Source organism: Sphingobacterium micropteri (genome assembly GCF_014692515.1).
GTDB classification, from domain to species: Bacteria; Bacteroidota; Bacteroidia; order Sphingobacteriales; family Sphingobacteriaceae; genus Sphingobacterium; species Sphingobacterium micropteri.
Genome location: NZ_JACOIK010000007.1, coordinates 173,397 through 191,089, shown reverse-complemented (window position 1 = coordinate 191,089; position 17,693 = coordinate 173,397). Strand labels below are relative to the sequence as shown.

Sequence of the window (17,693 nt, the reverse complement as noted above, 5' to 3'; positions counted from 1 at the left end):
GTACCCTATGCCGTAAGTACGACATTGTCTTTAACACACGGAAACCTACAGCTTAATCCTTTTAGCAAATAGCTTATAGGTTTCAGCCAAATAACTGCTTAGCCGGAACTAAAGTAAAAAAAAATCTAATTTAAAAAGAATGTTAACCTATTTATTACCGAAGATGTTTGTTTTTCTCTTCAATCCAGCGTGACATGTATTTGCTAGCATTATGCTGCTGATGATGTAAGATCTGCCCGATAAAATTTTTCCGACGATGTGTATCTAATCCGATGTTCAGTTCATTTATATGCCTAAGAAATGGCACTTCGAATTGTTCTTTACTACTCGTCGCATGTAGCATATTTATACCCCTTTCCTGTGATTCGTACCATATCTTCCTGTCTCCATACAGCCGCGTCGCTTTCTCGGAAAAGCAATCCGGATCATCCTCCATATATCCATTCCAACGCCCATCAACCGACATCGATTCTGCTCCTACGGTAGTCGTAACCGACGGTGTCCCCGCTTGCATGGCATCGATAAATTTACCTTTGACTCCTGCTCCAAATGGAATCGGAGCAATGAGCACTCTATAGGCTTCCAGCGTTTTTCGGGCATCTTCCGCTCTTCCTTTTATCAAAAAATTCTCTTGGGGTTGATGGAGTTGATAAACCTTTTCACTAGCATATGCACCGTAAATATGCAACTCCACCGTTGGCAAATATTTCCTTATTTTCGGCCATATGTGCCCTTTTAGTATCCGAACGGTATGCCAATTAGGCTCATGCAGAAAATTTCCAATGAATACAAAATCTTTTCTTTGCTCAAATGGAAGCCAATTATTTCTAGTTGATTCTTCTATCGCCGGTTCTAAGAAAGGGAGATAATACAATAGGTCATCAGGCAAATGAAATGTTTCCAAAAGAAGACGCATTTCGTGCTTTGAGATAATCAAGGATAGGTCACAACGTAGTATAGCGGCTATTTCTCGTATGGTAATATCATTATAATAGTCTGTTGTCGTGTTCTGCTTTACCGCTAACTGTCTTGCTCGTCGTAAAAAGTGCAGATCTTCTGTATCTAATATGGTTAGCGCAGACGGGCAGTGGTGTCTTACGCGCCATCCGTATTGCTCCTCCGTGACAAAGCGATCAAAAACAATGATATCTGGTTTTAATGAGATAACAAAAGCGTCAAAACGACTATCATTGAGCTGAATATCTTCCTCCCGAATACGCTCTTGGGAAAGCGGATGGCTATAGGGTGATTTGGCAGCAGCCGAAGCGAAAACCACTTGATAACCGGCACTTTGGAACATCCGAACTAATTGCAGGATACGTACTCCTGCGGCGGATGACTGGGGCTCTGGCCAAACTAGTCCGACGAAAAGTATTGTTTTCATCGGACTAAAATAAGGAATTTACGTTTTGAAAGCTATCTCCGTCTAAATTCAATTTTTGTCGTGATATCGCCTGTTATATTTACCAAAGTAAATTTAGCTACCGTTTGAACCAGATTTTCTGGAATTTCATACTCCACACCAGCAAAAATCATTTTTTTACTGGTAGGCATACTATAAGTATAGGAGCCTGTTTCTCCTGCACCTTTATATACATATGCATATCCGTTTGATTTGAACTCCATCGTTTCTCCCTCTCCTACCAATACTTCTCGCACTGGGTCTTCATCCGTTTTTGAAGTCGTTTTTACTACATCAAACCACTTATTTGAACGAATAATATTCAAGGCAGTATCACGGCCTATATTATCTACTGTCTCTTTACTACAGGACGATAGTCCTACCAAAATCATCCCAACAAACAAGAATACCCAGCTCCTATATGTTAATGTCCATCCTTTCATTATTGATATAAACTTTAAAAGTACAAAAGGAGGTATCCAAGTATGATGCCAAAATAGTCAATTAAAAATCGGCTTACGTTAAAACAAAAAAACTATATAAAGGTTAATTGATATAAACTTAGTTCATTATGAAGTATTTTCTCTCTTTTATTTTGGGGGCATTGGTTTGCTTTCAACAGAAAACAATCGCATGTACACGGGTAGTGTATAAGGGTCCGAACGAGACTGTTATCACGGCTCGCAGTATGGATTGGAAAGACGATATTGCGGCCAACATTTGGGTATTTCCCCGCGGTATCGCAAGAAGTGGAGAAGCTGGCCCGCAATCGGTTACGTGGGTTTCCAAATATGGAAGTGTGATTTCGAGTGCTTGGGACATTGCAACAACGGACGGCTTAAATGAAAAAGGGCTTGTTGCGAATGTGTTGTGGCTAGTAGAATCCAGCTACCCTAAATTTGATCCTCAAGGCACGAAAAAAGGTATTGCCATCTCGGCTTGGGCGCAATACGTCTTGGATAATTTTGCTACCGTCAACGAAGCGGTAACAGCATTAAAAGACGAACCTTTTGTTGTCGTCAGCGACTATGTTCCTGGTACAACAAAATTTACAACTCTCCATCTGTCCATTTCAGATGCTACAGGTGACAATGCCATTTTCGAATATATAGATGGAAAACTTGTTATCCATCACGATCCTTCCCATACCGTGATGACCAACTCTCCTGTTTTCGATCAGCAGCTCGCTTTAAATAACTATTGGCAAGGTATTCCGGGGACTATTATGTTGCCGGGCACAAACCGGGCAGCAGATCGGTTTGTCAGAGCTTCCTATTACATAAATGCCATTCCGCAAACGGACGATACGCGGATAGCGATTGCCAGTGTATTCAGTGTTATCCGAAATTGTTCTGTGCCTTTTGGCATTAGCTCGGAGGCAGAACCAAATATCTCATCCACACGTTGGCGGTCTGTAGCAGACCACAAGAACAAAGTCTATTATTTCGAAACGGTTTTAACTCCGAATACATTTTGGGTCGACCTCACCAAATTTGATTTGCAGGAAGGCGCTAAAACAATGATGTTGGATTTAAAAGGGCATGCTACATTCAACGGTTTATCAAACAGCTCTTTTAAAGAAGCTAAACCTTTTAAGTTTATGGGCATTTAATCCCCAATCAATTTTCGTTGGCTTACTTTACAAATAGGGCATCTGCGAGAGATGCCCTGTTATATTTTTCCTATTTCCCTAACTGTTTTAATATCCATTCCCTAATCTGGTGTTGTTGCTCCGGATAAGTCCAATGCCCGGTCTCTTGTACTAAATACAATTCTTTAGGCGCATCAATCACATTATAGGCTGCATAGTAAGAGGTAGGAGGGCAAGTATCGTCATTATATCCCCAAGTATAAAACCCAGGTATTTTCAGGTTCCGCGCAAAATTAACGACGTCATAATAAGCAGATACGTTAATTTTATCTTCCGTAGCCATCTGTGATGCATTCGCCGCATTAAACATATGCGGCCATCCTCCCGCGCGATTATGTAGATAACCGGTTAGATCGCTCAACGCAGGATAAATAGACACCAACCCTTTTACACGGTCGTCCAAAGAAGCTGTAATAATCGCCAATGCTCCACCTTGACTACCTCCCCATACCAGCAGATTGTTTGCATCAAACGCAGACAAAGAGTATAAAAAATCTATTGCTCTTACACAACCTAGATATACTTTGTTATAGTAATAGCTATCGCGATTATCGAGGTTAAAAAAGGGATATCCGCGCAGTGCTCCACTACCTAGATCGGCATACAACCCCGCTTCGTATGTGACCGGAATACCATGTATACCGATTTGTAGTGTAATGATCCCTTTTTCAGCCAGATCTATAATACCGGCATATGGACGAACTCCTGCTCCCGGCACTGATAACACAGCTGGATACTTGCCCTCTTTCTTCGGTTTAGCCAATATACCATATAGGCGATTTCCTACCATAGCGTTTTGAATATTGACTTGAAACACATCTACTGTTTCCGTGCAACGTTCTGGCAATAAGGTCAACTTTGCATCCATCGGGATTTTTGCCGCTTTTGCCTTTGCCTCGTTCCAAAACTCTTGAAAGTCATCGGGCAGCTTTTGTGTAGGTTGGATGTTCAGCGGCGCGTATCCTGCCGTTGCAATACCACGGTAGCTATTACCATCGATCGTGACATTCGCTTCGCAACGTAAAAAGCCTGGTGCTGACAACTTTCCTTTAACTACTGCCGTGCCATTTTTCAACTGCAGCTTGCCTTCGTTTACTGGAGTCATCTTTTCTGGCCCTACTGCATACGTTATTTCAACATCGTTGAGCGGTACCTGATGCTTCAATACCTGTATGCTAAACGAGGCCTCTTCGTTAGGTTCATACGTCCAGTCTAGCTTATCTGGGGAAACGAGTACTTGGATGGGGTGGGTTGATCGCGATTGCGAAAAACCTGCTAACGAAACAAAAACACAGCAACATAGCGTTGCTAAAAACTTCATAAAGTTGAATCTATTCATAACCGATTTATATTATTTTTGACGGTTCAAGATAAGGAATTATAAAGAGAAAGTTCAGGGTTTTAAAACAGAAGTCTTATCGCTAATCATCGCTCGCTTTATCTGCAAATATTCTTCGCTACCCACACGCTCGTACTGATTGTATACCACAAACTCTCCATCTGGTGAAAACGAAGGTATGCCAATCACCCGTGTATCATTCAAATCATTTCGGGTAAGCCGGAGATTTTCATCTCGATCCATATCATAAACGAACACATTATTTTCTGCAACAAACGTAATCTTGTTGCTTTCTTTACAGAGATTAAATGGAGAAGTTATAGAAAACGGATTATTTGTCACAAAAGATAGTTCTCCAGTGTTTACATCACATCTTACTATCTGGTTATTACCTTTTTCATCCTTCGCCAAAGCATAGATATATTTTCCATCATGGCTTGAGCGGAGCCAATGTCTCCGATCCGAGAGGTCTGCACCATATGTTAGGCGTCTTTGACGAATGCCTTGGGGCACTTTTGGGCGCTCTCCCACCTTCCCTACAGCACTTGTATCGGCCGTTATTTTTTCGATATCGATATCCACAATGAATATCTCAGTGACAGTTACACCGTGCTCGTCCAACACATTTCCCTGAAAAGCAATGGCATAAGGAACGTGTTGTCCTTCGGATGTCAGATAACCCTTTCTACCTATCCAACATTCGTCAAAGGCTTTATTAATTTGATCAGTACCGAGGATCGGTTCAGCCACCACATCCGATACAATCGCAGCATACATTTCCCCGTGATTATTACCCACAACTACATCGACATCAATCTTTTTCTCATGAGGCACCATCACGCCTACCACACGAAGCTGAGGGTCTACCATCTCATCATTATACGTGAAGCTGAGCATATTCCCATCCCCACTCCAACAATGTGAGTGTGTTCCCCCCCTTAAAGAGCCTGGTGTATATGGCACGGCTATATCTCTCGCATCCAAAAAAACCGGGGTCATGGGTTTCTCCAAATCTACGGCAACCCCTGTACGGCGCGTTATATCGTACGGCTTTTCCTGATCGGCATTGGGAAGCCCATGGATAAAAACGATCCTATCTCGAACCGGACTAAAAGACGCTGCTCCTACCCCCGGACCGTACATCGTTTGATTCGTTGTTTGATAAACAATTCGTTCTTCACCGGTTTCTACATTCACCATACCTATGGTAGCGGTTTCACCGATTTTTGTATCGTCGTTTCTTCCATCAAATACAATCCATTTGCCGTCAGGAGAAAATACCCCATTATGATGCAACGTGTGGCCTTTTTGGGAAACCGTCATGTTTACAACGGTTTCGTTTTCTGCTACTTTATTCTTAATATCCATACAACTTTCTAGACAAGATAGGGAAAGGACGATTACCGAGCCTTTTGATATGTCTTTTATTTCGGTTAACCTACTTCAAATCTATTTCAGCGGATAAGTATGCAAACTCTCGCAACAACAAATCCAGCTGCTCTTTTACTTCTTCATTCGGCAACACACTTCCGTTTCTGCAAGCCGATCCGATATTCAAACCTCGTTGTTGTAAAATATATTTCGCACTAGCCGGATAGGTGTCATGCATGACATCCATATTCGTTTCAAAAAATTCTTGCACTTTAGCTACCTCGCCTTGTCTTTCCGTATTTGCGTAGTTGTCGCATAGCCATACCACAAGCTCCGGAAAATAGTTTCCTTGGATACAGGATAGCCCAGCAGAACCGGCCTTTAAAGAATCTACAGCGTGCACCATATAAGCATCATACAGTCCAAAAGCAGGTTCCCTTTGGGTATTAGCGATTTTCTGACGCACATTTACGATATCCAGACAGGTATCTTTATGGTATTTTACACGTCCTGTGCTGACCAATTCCCCTAACAATTCAGGCGATATAATACGCTTGTAAGGTACAGGGCATTCGTAAAATCCGACCGGTATGTCTCCTGTTAAATTTAGTAATTCGTAGACATTTTTTCTAAATTCCGCTTCGGAATCTTCCTCCTTCGCCAATAGACCAGATATTAAAATAATCGCAGAAACACCCGTTTCATATATTTTCTTCACATTCTCCGCCTGTTCCACAATGGTTTCGCCAAAAGAACCTGTTGCCACGATAGGAACACGCCCATTGACACGCTGCACAATATAACCCACGGAATCCACCATTTCTGCTACCGATAGTTGGTACATTTCGCTAGACAGACAGTTGGCAAACAGGCCTCCTGCCCCACTCTCCAAATAAAAGTCAATCAATTTACCCAATGCATCGTAATCAATAGACAAATCTTCTTTAAACGGCATCAACATCACCGGTACAAATTTTTTGCTGTTATTCATTTTTTCTTTTTAATTTATCATTCATGGGCAACCGCAAGGGGTCGCCACTACCTAATTTTTGTTTCCGCTCAATTTTGTAACCAACATACCGACCAAACAGATGGTCAACGTTCCGATAACGATGATCATATTCGCATGCAACGGATATTTAAGATAATCCAAATTGGCAGGCAATAAGTAAGACAAGGACATCCAGAGAATGACCAGCACCCCTACGGTTACGCCCATGATAGCCGCACGGTTTGTTGCTTTTTTCGAGATGATACCTAGCAGGAAAAGGCCTAACATACCTCCGGCAAAAATACCCGACAATGTCCACCATATATCAAGCAAACTCTTCACCCCGATCATCGCAATACCACAACACATCCCTAGCACACCGACCAATACCGTTGCCGTGTACAATACTTTTAAGCTCTTGCGCTCTGTACTCTGTTGGTTGATATAGCGCTTGTATATATCCTCGGTAAATACCGTAGCTGAAGCATTCATTCCAGAACTGATCGTACTCATTGCCGCCGATAGAATGGCGGAAACAATCAGTCCCAATAAACCTGTAGGAATCATATTGACCATAAAATGAGGCATAACCTTATCACCATAATCTTCCGTTGTCATTTGTTGTGCCAACGCCACCACTTGTGAATTCGTTTCTGGCATGCCAAGACGCTCCGCCGCAGCCTGCAATTTCAAGCCCTCGATCAACTCTGGATGTTGTTGGTAATACACAAACAGACAGGTTCCGATGATAAAGAACAATAAAGAGACCGGCACATAAATCCATACGCAAAGCCATACCGATTTATTGGCTTCCTGCTGCGAAGTAGCCGTATGGTAACGTTGCACATAATTCTGATCCATCCCAAAATTGTTCAGGTTTATAAAGAACCCGTATAGAAGCACTACCCAAAAACTGGAGGAAACAAAATCAAGTTCAAAGGTCCCTAGACTGAATTTATCATGTGTAGTCGCTACCGAAACAATTTCCGATATGCCTCCCGGTATTTCACGTACAACCAAAAAGATGATAATGATGGCTCCTAAAGTCTTTAGGACACCTTGTACCACCTCCGTCCATATCACGGCTTCTATACCTCCCATCACTGTATATATGACGATACAAATACCAGTCACCACCATAATCGTCACCAATCCGAATCCGGTTAGTGCCTGCAAGGTCAAGGAGATTCCGAAAAAGATCGACCCTATCCGAGCCAATTGTGTTAATAAAAAACATACAACGGCGTAGGTTCTGGCCCAGGTACCGAATCGCTTTTCCAGATTCGTATAAGCGGATACCTCTCCCGTACTTCTGTAGAACGGGACGAAGTACTTTGTCGCCAACCAAGCGGCGAAAGGCATGGATAAACTAAACACAAAAGCATTCCAATTAGCTCCGTAAGCCTTTCCCGGTACGCCCAAAAAAGTATTGGAACTCAAGAAAGTAGCATAAATAGAAATACCAATCGCCCAGCCAGGGATACGACCTGCCGCTTTGGTAAATTCATCGGCCGATGTATTACGTCGAGAAAAATAGACACCGACCAAAACCATTCCAACCAAATAGATCAGAATAATGCCTAAATCAAATAGGGGTAGATTTGTCATTACCTAAATACCGCAAAAATTCACTTTAATCCCCAGTGCTTGTAATGCTGCCGCTTTAATTTCTGCTGCTCGTCTCACCTCAAAATCACCGTCAACATAGGCGACTTGTATATGATTGGCTTTGTGTTTGGCCATCATCTGATCTCTACGCACACCATCCAATACCCCGTGCATAATCGGCCATTGCGGATCAGTGAGTGCCCATCGTCTTTCTGTTTCCTCCTTCGGTAGCTCCACGGCCCGCCCTGTACCGATATCACACCACAATTCGTCTTGTTCGATATATATTCTGCTCCACACGATGTTGCCCGGACGACTGACGCCACGAAGCGTTCCTCCTCCTTTTTTAAAGAACATAGGTGGTTGACGCATGCTGCTTGCGCCGGCATACCCATTAGCAAAGTGGGAAGCGGGCACCGCCCCGGAGATCAAGAACACCCAAACAAATTCCTCTTTTCCATCCACAACGAAGTTTTCGCCATAACGCAAATCATGCAGCGTATTATCGCCGTTCAATCCTAACTGTCTCCAAAGGTGATAGGTGACATACCCATCGATACCCGCACATTCATCTACTTCATTGAAATGTGGTAAAGCTTCGCCAGGATATAACTCTTTGCCTTTTTCATCATAAACAGGAGGTCGCTCGGTATTGTTCAGAAGTCCTTCTACCAAATCACTCGCCGCCACTAAATCTTTTAATCCTTGTTGGTATTGTATACCAATGGTATCACATCCAAATTCATCCGCTAGACGAAGTGCTGCAATATACATTTTACACTGCTCCAATGTCTGTTCTTTGGTCAGTTCGTTAACAGGATCTGCCCCCCAACTGAACTTCATTCCTTTTTTCAGCAACCAATCCAAAACAGCGTGTGCTTCTTCATCTGATACAGTCAACATCTTCGCGTACAACGTCGACTGGCTGAGTCTTTCCTTGAAAATACCCAATTGGTGAATCAGTGCGTCGGGTACAATAGCATTGAACATTCCCATACAACCTTCGTCAAAGACACCCATAACCACCTTACCATCTTGTATTCTTTTTGCGAATCCCGCTGCCAATTCACGGTCTGTTGCTTTCATTGATGTAGGCTCAAAAGCCTTTACATGCGTATAATCATGTTCAACTGCACCTGTGTTCAACCAGTCTTGAAGTTTGTTAATGAAAAAATCATCCGTGAAGTCCTTACTCCAAAGAAAACTATATTGCACATCCGCTTTTGTAAGAGAGCCTGTCAGATTCAACGCGCCTACCAATCCCGGATAAGTACCATCCCAATTGGCAACAATCAGGATCGGTCCTTCGTGGGAAATTAGTCCTGCTAGAACATGATGGCTATACTGCCACACACTTTCAGCGACAATAAGTGGGGCTTTTTTATCAATTTCTCTAAAGATTTTGATGCCCACATGCTGATAGTCAATAAAACCATGTCCTTTTTCTTCATCGTATGTATGCGCCCGTTTGATCGTCCAGCCTAGCTTTTGCAAGGCGATATGGAGTTTTTCTTCCATTTGCTGTTGCATCGGCCAACACTTGATATTTGCTGAAGGTCTTAAGTCTCCACTACACACTAAATAAGCTTGATTATTATTTGTTGTCGTCATGTGATTTATATTTGGTATTACAAAGATGCATTGGAAAACCAGCCATTTCATGGCGTAATTTTTCCAAAGTATCCAACATTTTATCACATATTTGTATAAAATGGAGACTTTAGCTAAATTACATGACACCATTTATAAATATATAATGTAATGAACCCGACATAATTAAAATAATCATTAGCACATAAGCAATGATTATTTTAATCATCAAAGGCTCCATCTGACAAATAAAAAACAAAAGATATCCAGATGAAAGCGAAGTTTCACCAGGTTCCGAAACCATTCAACAATGCCTTCAGTATAAGGCATGATATATTGCCCCATTTTGGTACGATATGGCATTATCATCCCGAAATAGAATTACATTATCTTATCAAAGGAGAAGGTGTGCGATTTATTGGTGACCATATCGACCATTTTGGCGAAGACGATATGGTTTTACTAGGTTCTAATCTTCCACACACTTGGAAATGCAACGAAATAAAACAGGGGGAAAACCATGTGGAGGCGCTCGTATTACATTTTCATCCGGAATGTTTTGGCAAAGAGTTTTTGACCGTTTCGGAGACGCAGGAAATATTAAAATTATTGCAACTATCGAAAAATGGACTGATCATTCACGGAGACACGAAAGAGCGAATCAAGGAATTAATGGCGGCCATGCAGTATACCAATGGTCTGGAAAAACTAATTTATCTTTTTGCGATATTCCGTGTACTCGCTACCAGTGAAGAATACGAAACATTATCCAGCAGCTTTGCCTATAACAAGCTGAACAAGATTGATGAAAGCCGCATGGATAAGGTATTCTCTCATACGTTAACAAATTTTAGGGAAAAGATATCCATAGAAGATGTGTCCATATTATGCAATTTAAGCAGCACATCCTTCTGTCGCTACTTCAAGATGATTACCAACAAGTCCTATTTTGATTTTCTAACCGAGGTTCGCTTGAATCACGCTTGCAGGCTTATTATCGATTCCGATCTGACAATGCAACATATTGCGGTAGAAAGTGGTTTTGAAAATACGTCCAATTTCTATCGGCATTTTAAAAATTTTAAAGGAATCACACCAACGGGGTATAGGAAAAGATTAGTATAGTTCGGTGCAAAGAGCTATATGGACGCGGTTAAATCAATCAAAAACTTTTCCAAATCAACATCCTTACCCAACTCAAATTTTTGTTTTAGTCGATATTTAAACATCCTTACACTTTGCGGTTCCACATGCAGTGCCTGTGCGATTTGCTTTGTAGTCATTTGCAGATATATATAAGCACAATATTTTAAATCGAGCGATGTCAGTTTTTGGACTGCCTTTTCCGTTAATTGGTTGAAAAAAGTTGGATGGAGCTGCTGTATTTGCATTTTAACATCCTCAAAGTCTGCTCGCAACAACATTTCTTCTTTCAGCAATTTCTGAATATCTCCAGCCTCGCCACCGCCTTGAATCTTCCCTTGAATTTGTTTAAGCATTTCATTTTTATGATCTATGATCAGGGAATTTGCCAGTGCCTCCTTCTCCAATTGCTGACGTTTTAAATCGGACAGTTCCTGCTCAGCCTTTAGTCTCGCCTGTTCTTCTCTTTCGATTTTAAGTTGTAATGCTGCTTGATGATCCGCATCTTCCTTTTCTTTAGCGAGTTTCTTTTCTCTTTCGATAGAATACTTTAATTTAAAATGGTAGGAAGAAAACATAAAAATTATTCCGAATAACAAGGCTACGGCAATACCGCCATACAGATAGTTTTGTTTCTTACGGAATTCCTCCCGCTCCCTTAATAGTTTCAACTGCTGATCTTTTTTCTCTGTTTCGTATTGTACTTCTAATTTCTGGGCATTGAAAAGTTGCTGTTCGTCAAAAGACTTCCTTAGTAAGTCCTCGGTCCTTTGTTGGTATGCCAACGCGCTTTTTAGGTCATTGTTTTTTAATGCGATCTCTTTCAGATCCTTGTTTACAGCATACTCCAGTTTGTAGTGATTTCTATTATCACTTCTCAGTAGACCTAAACCTTTTAATAGATACTGTTCGGCCTTCTTCAGATCCCCATCTCGCTGCGCAAAACTACTTCTAATACCGAGTATATTGACCAGCATATCATCCAGCGCTTCCTTCTTTTCCAGTTTATGCTCCGCATAATCTAAATATTCAAATGCCTTTTGTTTTTTTACTTCTCCTTCTTCGGTAGAAAACTCCAGATAATAATTCGCAAGATTAATACACGTGATCGCGAAGGTATTTCCACTTACTTTGTCGGGATTCTTTTGGTGAAGCGCAAACGACTTGTTGAGGTAAATAAAGGAACTATCTATGAGATTTCTTTCTGGTGTTTTCCGATAACGTGCTTGATACATACTGGAAATGCCATTGGCAGCATTTGCCTGAAGATTTACATTTTCAGCCTCAAGCGCATATTTCGCACTAGCTCGAATATACTTTTCCATCTTTTCTCCATCATCCCACTTGCTATAGGCACCGTAAAGCAAATAATTAAGACCGCATTTCGTGACCGGATCATCCGAGCTGCTTTCCACATATTTCAATCCTGTTAGTGCGTCCTTTATGACGGAATCAGGTAAATTCAACCTATTGTTAAAAAATGCTTTGGCTCTATAGGCAATAGCTTTGGATGTACCTTTTTTTGATTTACCGGCATTTTCAAGACTTAGATCCAAAAACTTCTTACCGATTAGAAGGCTGTCCTGAGAAATGTAATAGCTGCTTTTATATGCATACAAATAAGCAAGATCATCCGCTGATTGTGTTGATTGTATAGCGTCTTCTAAAATTACCGGTATTTCCTGTGGTCTATTTTGTAGTTGCAATTGTTCTACCTTATCCAAGACCTCCTGCGTGGACGTACGAATATGCTGTCCCCGGACAATCGAATGACATACTATGGAAATAGCAACCAACAAACAAATCTTTAAATCCATTATTTATTTAGCTATAATATCTACATAATTGAGATAAACAAAAATACATTATTAATTAACGTAAGATTAATAAAAAATAACGTATTGGAAATGATCACCAACAGAAACAAAAAAAACAACATACTGAAAAACAGAAACATACAAAAAATGTAGATGCTTTGTATATACGCAAAATATACCCGTAGACGCTTTGTTAAGCATTATAGGCATAGGTTTTGACATTTTATATTGAACTTCACTTCACATTTCTAAAGGTTATTATTATGAGTTCAAAAACACAATCTATTCTGAGTTATCTAGGCATTTTATGGTTAGTTGCTTACTTCGGCGGAAAGCAAAAAAGAGATAGTTTAAGCACTTATCATCTCCGACAAGGATTAGGCCTTTTAGTCGTCGCTACTCTTGTAAATTTAATGTTAAACATCATCATTATGCTTGTGCCCACATTAAGCACTCCTCTTAGTTTGATAAGCGTAGTATTCTTAATTTTGATGATATTCGGCATTATCAATGCCGCAAATGAAGTCCGAAAGCCCTTACCTTTAATCGGCAAATTATTTGAAGACCAGTTTCCGTTTTTAGATAGCTCCAAGGAGTAATGAATGTTTCGACAACGGAGACCAATGTATTTAATACAGAACGACAAGCATTGCTACAACAACACGCCCCTTTAATAAGATAAATTATGTTTATAGCCATTGATAAAATAGAACAAAGCGCTCATCATACAGACAAACTGCAAAATCCTAAAGCTCCGGGGAACGTTATGGTATTGGGCATTTATCGTAATAAAATACGCACAGCACTTTACATCGTAAATTCCAAAAAAACCTATGGTGAATATTGGGATAAAATAGAAAATAAAAAGATTCCAAAACGCTTATGGACACCGGAAATGAAAGCGTTCTATAAGGAAAAAGCATTAGAAGCTCCCCGGCCTCCCTATATCTTCAAGATCACCATTATCGGATGGATATTTGTCCTCCTCATGACCGGCGTATTCGGCATGATTGTTTATAATGAACTGAAACCTCCTTTACCTAAATCAGCTACGTATGTTGCTATGGAACAGGCACCCGCGGAAGGCGATATCTACTTTGGCCGTTACGAGATCTATAAAGAAAAAGGAAATCCTCTGGGGATGGAAGGGCGTTTTGGCTGGTTTAAAGTCCTTCAAGTTGAAGGAGACATTTATCACATCGCAAAATCGACCGAAATGAACAAAGGGCATAAGCCAAAAGAACAGCTTAATAGTACAGATTTTGAAACGGAAAGCATGCCTCCGGTGAAACTAACAGAACAAACAGGTTATAACATACGTTTCTTATCAGACGATGGATTGACAGAGATATATATCACGGATAAGAAATAAAAGATGGTAATCATTTTATAAATCACCATGACAGCAAAGAAAATTATGGGTATCATCACGCTGGTCATTGTTGGCTGCATCGGACTATTTGCCTTTTTCCTTTATGCTACGATAAAAACCAAATCTACCAACTTGGATAAATACGATCCTTTTAAGGAATGGGTAGGAAACACCGTTACGCTCGATGAGGAAACTGTCGTATTCGAAGAAAAAATAAAGATGAATCCGAATAGCAAATATCCATACGTTTTACTGGACAGTCTGCATCCTCGATGGGAATATATCCGTGAACAAAAAGAAATTGGTGACGTCACCGAGATTAAAATATTTCCAGCAGGAACAAAACTGACACTGGAAAAGGCTATCCAATATACCAACGGTGTTTCAGGGTCTTCCTATCCTACCATATTTGGTACGATAACTGATGGCGACAAGGCATATAAGGTGGGCTATCAATGGGGAGAACAAGACATTACAAAAAACCATTACAAGATTGAAAAATGCTGGCACTTCCATCAAGCTCCTTGGCAGGCTGAGCCGGATACGGCTTACTATGCTTTGCCCGTAGCAGCATGGTGGTAGAAGACCCCAAATAAAACTGGGGTCTATATGCTATTTACTAGCCTCGTCCAATATTGCCAAATCCTCGGCATCCAATTTCAGCTCAGGCGCAGCAAACAGGGTCTGCAGTTGGCTCTCACTAGTTGCACTTACGATAGGTGCTGTAATCAGCGGATTTGCTAATAGCCAAGCTAGCGCTACGGTAGCTTGTTTTGCACTATGTTTCTCCGCAACGGTATCCAATGCTTTCAAAACAGCTTTCCCTCTATCATCGAAATATTTTTTAACACTACCACCGCGGATCGTTTTATTAAAATCCTCCTCCGTTCGGTATTTTCCTGTCAGAAATCCAGCTGCCAATGACCAATATGGGAAAACGCTTAGATTATACTGTTCCACTAAATCTGCATAATCGGTTTCAAAGGCTGTACGTTCCACCAAATTATAATGCGGTTGCAAAGCGACATATTTCGGCAAACCATTTTTCTCCGCAATCTCAAAACTCTCGGTAAGTCGACCCGGAGAAAGGTTGGATGCCGCAATGTAGCGGACTTTGCCAGCTTTAATTAATGTATCATAAGCAGACAGCGTTTCCTCTATCGATGTGACATGATCATCAAAATGGGTATAGTATAAATCAATACAATCGACTCCTAATCGTCTCAATGATTCATCGGCAGACTTTAAGATGTGTTTTTTGCTGATGTCAAACCCATGTTCCTTCGTTTCCGAACCTACTTTTGTGGCAATCACGACTTGGTTTCGATTGCCACGGCTTTTCAGCCATTTGCCAATAATTTCCTCGGATTGTCCTCCGGTTCCATTTACCCACCAGGCATAGGTATCCGCAGTATCGATAAAGTTGAAACCGGCAGCAGTAAACTTATCCAATATATCAAAAGATGCTTGTTCGTCTAATGTCCAACCTAAAACGTTGCCGCCAAAGTTAACAGGTGCTATTTCTAAATCGGTGTTTTTAATTGTTACTTTGTCCATATTATATTATTTATTGTTCATACGCAAAAGGCAAATCCGCCAATCGACGGATAGCGATACATTGAATTATGTACCATTTTTAAATTTAGTGATTATTAAAAGAGACCATGTTATTTGTTTGTAATAAATAGCGTAAATTCGTATTGTAAAAAATGGAATATTCTTTTAGACAGGCACAACAAGTAGACGCGTCCCAAATCTGGGAAATCTTAGCACGCGCCATACAACGGAGAAAAGAAGATGGAAGTAATCAATGGCAAGATGGTTATCCGAATCCGTCCGCGATCAAAGCAGATATAGAAAAGGGAAACGGCTACGTATTAATAGATGGCAATACCATCGTGGGTTATTGTGCAATATTGATAAATGACGAGCCGGAGTACGCCAATTTGAGCGGAAAATGGTTAACGGAAGGTGATTTCGTTGTTTACCATCGAGTGGCTATTTCCGAAAATTATTTAGGTAAGGGATTGGCGCAAAAAATGCTACTGCATATCGAAGATTTCGCGCGAAAACATAGCATATACAGTGTTAAAGCTGACACGAACTTTGATAATCCAGGCATGCTCAATATATTCAAAAAATTGGGCTATACCTATTGTGGGGAGGTCATTTTTCGAGGAGCACCTAGAAAAGCCTTTGAAAAAGTTCTAGCACATTAAAAATCCATCCTATTAAGCTGTGATAGGATAATTTTGTGACAAAATTAATTTGTTATTCCTTTCAGACTATCAATAAACGTATCCACTATATTTTCGTTTGTAGCCCACGATGTAATGATTCGAACAACAGATCGCTGCTCATCAACAGCTTCCCATTCGTAAAAATCATATTGTTGCATGAGTTCGTCAATCACTGCTTTGGGAAGAATAGGGAAAATCTGGTTTGTGTGCGGTGGCGTAAGAAAAGAATAACCTTGTGCTTCTATCGCACGGGCTATTTTCATTGCCATTTCATTGGCGTGTTTTGCCAACGAAAAGTATAAATCATCTCTAAACAGTTCTAGGAATTGGAGACCTAATAAGCGTCCTTTGGCTAACAGTGCTCCTTTCTGCTTCAACATATAATCAAAATCTGTTGCAAGATCAGCTCTATTAAAGATAACAGCTTCGCCCAATAAAGCTCCATTCTTCGTCCCTCCGATATAAAAAACATCTGTAAAATGAGAAATATCGGATAAGGTCAAGTCATTGTTCTTTGCTGTCAACGCATGCCCTAATCTTGCACCATCCAGAAATAGATATAATTCTTTGGATTTGCAGTAAATCGATAATCGTTCTATTTCTGATTTGGTATAAATTGTTCCTATTTCAGTCGAATTGGAGATGTACACTAATTTAGGCTTCACAACATGAGGCCTAAGGGAGTACGCTTGTAATATATTTTCAATACCATCAGGTTTCAGTTTACCATCTTTCGTTTCAACAGTGATTACCCGATGTCCAGTAGCCTCGATTGCTCCCGCCTCATTGGCGTAGATATGTCCTGTCTCGGCACTAATAACCGCTTCGTGCGGCCGTAACAGAGATGATATGACGATTAGATTCGTTTGTGTGCCCCCCGAAACAAAATAGATGGCTGCATCGTGATTTTGTATCTTCTGGCGAAGTATTTCCTTTGCCTCTACAGAATATCCGTCTTCGCCATAGCCCATTTGCTGTACCAAATTGGTTTCTATAAGCTTATGGAGAATATTGGGATGTGCACCCTCTGCGTAATCATTTTTGAAACTGTACATATCACTATTTACTTTTTATCAAGGCAAAAGTAAATAGTCTCGAAGAAATTCGGAAACTTCCCCCATAGCTACCCTATACTTGCAGATATCATCCAAGCCTGTTATATTTACTTA

Annotated in this window: 16 protein-coding genes; 6 read left to right on the top strand and 10 right to left on the bottom strand. The window is 40.7% G+C overall.

Annotation, left to right across the window (positions count from 1 at the left end; all coding sequences use genetic code 11):
- Positions 1-154: 154 nt before the first annotated feature.
- Both H8B06_RS11230 and H8B06_RS11225 read right to left on the bottom strand, forming a co-directional pair.
- Positions 155-1,384 (bottom strand): glycosyltransferase, encoded by a 1,230-nt coding sequence (locus tag H8B06_RS11230; protein ID WP_190994374.1) that lies wholly within the window; start codon positions 1,382-1,384, stop codon positions 155-157.
- A gap of 32 nt (positions 1,385-1,416) precedes the next feature.
- The gene (locus H8B06_RS11225; RefSeq protein WP_190994373.1) at positions 1,417-1,845 is read right to left on the bottom strand and encodes a hypothetical protein; all 429 of its coding nucleotides are present in this window, start codon (positions 1,843-1,845) and stop codon (positions 1,417-1,419) included.
- A gap of 128 nt (positions 1,846-1,973) precedes the next feature.
- Between H8B06_RS11225 and H8B06_RS11220 the strand changes: the two genes are divergently transcribed.
- A complete protein-coding gene (locus tag H8B06_RS11220; RefSeq protein WP_190994372.1) occupies positions 1,974-3,014 on the top strand; it encodes a linear amide C-N hydrolase in 1,041 nt (346 codons plus the stop codon).
- A gap of 70 nt (positions 3,015-3,084) precedes the next feature.
- On the opposite strand, the gene H8B06_RS11215 is transcribed toward H8B06_RS11220, so the two are convergent.
- The 5 genes from H8B06_RS11215 to H8B06_RS11195 all read right to left on the bottom strand — a co-directional run bounded on the left by H8B06_RS11215 (position 3,085) and on the right by H8B06_RS11195 (position 9,973).
- A complete protein-coding gene (locus H8B06_RS11215) occupies positions 3,085-4,392 on the bottom strand; it encodes an acetylxylan esterase (protein ID WP_223857622.1) in 1,308 nt (435 codons plus the stop codon).
- 54 nt (positions 4,393-4,446) lie between these two features.
- Complete coding sequence (locus H8B06_RS11210) at positions 4,447-5,760, bottom strand: DUF3748 domain-containing protein (RefSeq protein WP_190994370.1); 1,314 nt, start codon at positions 5,758-5,760, stop codon at positions 4,447-4,449.
- A gap of 70 nt (positions 5,761-5,830) precedes the next feature.
- On the bottom strand, positions 5,831-6,754 hold the full coding sequence (locus H8B06_RS11205; RefSeq protein WP_190994369.1) for a dihydrodipicolinate synthase family protein: 924 nt from the start codon (positions 6,752-6,754) through the stop codon (positions 5,831-5,833).
- A gap of 51 nt (positions 6,755-6,805) precedes the next feature.
- Positions 6,806-8,362: a sodium:solute symporter gene (locus H8B06_RS11200; RefSeq protein ID WP_190994368.1), complete on the bottom strand. Its 1,557-nt coding sequence runs from the start codon at positions 8,360-8,362 to the stop codon at positions 6,806-6,808.
- A gap of 3 nt (positions 8,363-8,365) precedes the next feature.
- Positions 8,366-9,973 carry a fucose isomerase gene (locus H8B06_RS11195; protein WP_190994367.1) on the bottom strand — a complete coding sequence of 536 codons (1,608 nt, stop codon included), beginning with the start codon at positions 9,971-9,973 and terminating at the stop codon, positions 8,366-8,368.
- Between the two features lie 249 nt (positions 9,974-10,222).
- Between H8B06_RS11195 and H8B06_RS11190 the strand changes: the two genes are divergently transcribed.
- A complete protein-coding gene (locus tag H8B06_RS11190; RefSeq protein WP_190994366.1) occupies positions 10,223-11,077 on the top strand; it encodes an AraC family transcriptional regulator in 855 nt (284 codons plus the stop codon).
- A gap of 14 nt (positions 11,078-11,091) precedes the next feature.
- On the opposite strand, the gene H8B06_RS11185 is transcribed toward H8B06_RS11190, so the two are convergent.
- On the bottom strand, positions 11,092-12,912 hold the full coding sequence (locus H8B06_RS11185; protein WP_190994365.1) for a DUF3435 domain-containing protein: 1,821 nt from the start codon (positions 12,910-12,912) through the stop codon (positions 11,092-11,094).
- Positions 12,913-13,175: 263 nt separating this feature from the next.
- Between H8B06_RS11185 and H8B06_RS11180 the strand changes: the two genes are divergently transcribed.
- From H8B06_RS11180 to H8B06_RS11170, 3 genes are all read left to right on the top strand, one after another.
- A complete protein-coding gene (locus H8B06_RS11180; RefSeq protein WP_190994364.1) occupies positions 13,176-13,511 on the top strand; it encodes a DUF4870 domain-containing protein in 336 nt (111 codons plus the stop codon).
- Between the two features lie 86 nt (positions 13,512-13,597).
- A complete protein-coding gene (locus H8B06_RS11175) occupies positions 13,598-14,284 on the top strand; it encodes a hypothetical protein (RefSeq protein WP_190994363.1) in 687 nt (228 codons plus the stop codon).
- 27 nt (positions 14,285-14,311) lie between these two features.
- A complete protein-coding gene (locus tag H8B06_RS11170; RefSeq protein WP_190994362.1) occupies positions 14,312-14,866 on the top strand; it encodes a hypothetical protein in 555 nt (184 codons plus the stop codon).
- Between the two features lie 30 nt (positions 14,867-14,896).
- On the opposite strand, the gene H8B06_RS11165 is transcribed toward H8B06_RS11170, so the two are convergent.
- Complete coding sequence (locus H8B06_RS11165) at positions 14,897-15,841, bottom strand: aldo/keto reductase (RefSeq protein ID WP_190994361.1); 945 nt, start codon at positions 15,839-15,841, stop codon at positions 14,897-14,899.
- Positions 15,842-15,993: 152 nt separating this feature from the next.
- Between H8B06_RS11165 and H8B06_RS11160 the strand changes: the two genes are divergently transcribed.
- Complete coding sequence (locus H8B06_RS11160; RefSeq protein ID WP_190994360.1) at positions 15,994-16,503, top strand: GNAT family N-acetyltransferase; 510 nt, start codon at positions 15,994-15,996, stop codon at positions 16,501-16,503.
- Positions 16,504-16,547: 44 nt separating this feature from the next.
- On the opposite strand, the gene H8B06_RS11155 is transcribed toward H8B06_RS11160, so the two are convergent.
- On the bottom strand, positions 16,548-17,579 hold the full coding sequence (locus H8B06_RS11155) for a threonine aldolase family protein (RefSeq protein WP_190994359.1): 1,032 nt from the start codon (positions 17,577-17,579) through the stop codon (positions 16,548-16,550).
- Positions 17,580-17,693 lie beyond the last annotated feature (114 nt).

Excerpts from the sequence above, each read along its gene's own strand:
- H8B06_RS11230 (WP_190994374.1), bottom strand. The coding sequence starts at position 1,384 with ATGAAAACAATACTTTTCGTCGGACTAGTTTGGCCAGAGCCCCAGTCA.
- H8B06_RS11225 (WP_190994373.1), bottom strand. The coding sequence starts at position 1,845 with ATGAAAGGATGGACATTAACATATAGGAGCTGGGTATTCTTGTTTGTT.
- H8B06_RS11220 (WP_190994372.1), top strand. The coding sequence starts at position 1,974 with ATGAAGTATTTTCTCTCTTTTATTTTGGGGGCATTGGTTTGCTTTCAA.
- H8B06_RS11215 (WP_223857622.1), bottom strand. The coding sequence starts at position 4,392 with ATGAATAGATTCAACTTTATGAAGTTTTTAGCAACGCTATGTTGCTGT.
- H8B06_RS11210 (WP_190994370.1), bottom strand. The coding sequence starts at position 5,760 with ATGGATATTAAGAATAAAGTAGCAGAAAACGAAACCGTTGTAAACATG.
- H8B06_RS11205 (WP_190994369.1), bottom strand. The coding sequence starts at position 6,754 with ATGAATAACAGCAAAAAATTTGTACCGGTGATGTTGATGCCGTTTAAA.
- H8B06_RS11200 (WP_190994368.1), bottom strand. The coding sequence starts at position 8,362 with ATGACAAATCTACCCCTATTTGATTTAGGCATTATTCTGATCTATTTG.
- H8B06_RS11195 (WP_190994367.1), bottom strand. The coding sequence starts at position 9,973 with ATGACGACAACAAATAATAATCAAGCTTATTTAGTGTGTAGTGGAGAC.
- H8B06_RS11190 (WP_190994366.1), top strand. The coding sequence starts at position 10,223 with ATGAAAGCGAAGTTTCACCAGGTTCCGAAACCATTCAACAATGCCTTC.
- H8B06_RS11185 (WP_190994365.1), bottom strand. The coding sequence starts at position 12,912 with ATGGATTTAAAGATTTGTTTGTTGGTTGCTATTTCCATAGTATGTCAT.
- H8B06_RS11180 (WP_190994364.1), top strand. The coding sequence starts at position 13,176 with ATGAGTTCAAAAACACAATCTATTCTGAGTTATCTAGGCATTTTATGG.
- H8B06_RS11175 (WP_190994363.1), top strand. The coding sequence starts at position 13,598 with ATGTTTATAGCCATTGATAAAATAGAACAAAGCGCTCATCATACAGAC.
- H8B06_RS11170 (WP_190994362.1), top strand. The coding sequence starts at position 14,312 with ATGACAGCAAAGAAAATTATGGGTATCATCACGCTGGTCATTGTTGGC.
- H8B06_RS11165 (WP_190994361.1), bottom strand. The coding sequence starts at position 15,841 with ATGGACAAAGTAACAATTAAAAACACCGATTTAGAAATAGCACCTGTT.
- H8B06_RS11160 (WP_190994360.1), top strand. The coding sequence starts at position 15,994 with ATGGAATATTCTTTTAGACAGGCACAACAAGTAGACGCGTCCCAAATC.
- H8B06_RS11155 (WP_190994359.1), bottom strand. The coding sequence starts at position 17,579 with ATGTACAGTTTCAAAAATGATTACGCAGAGGGTGCACATCCCAATATT.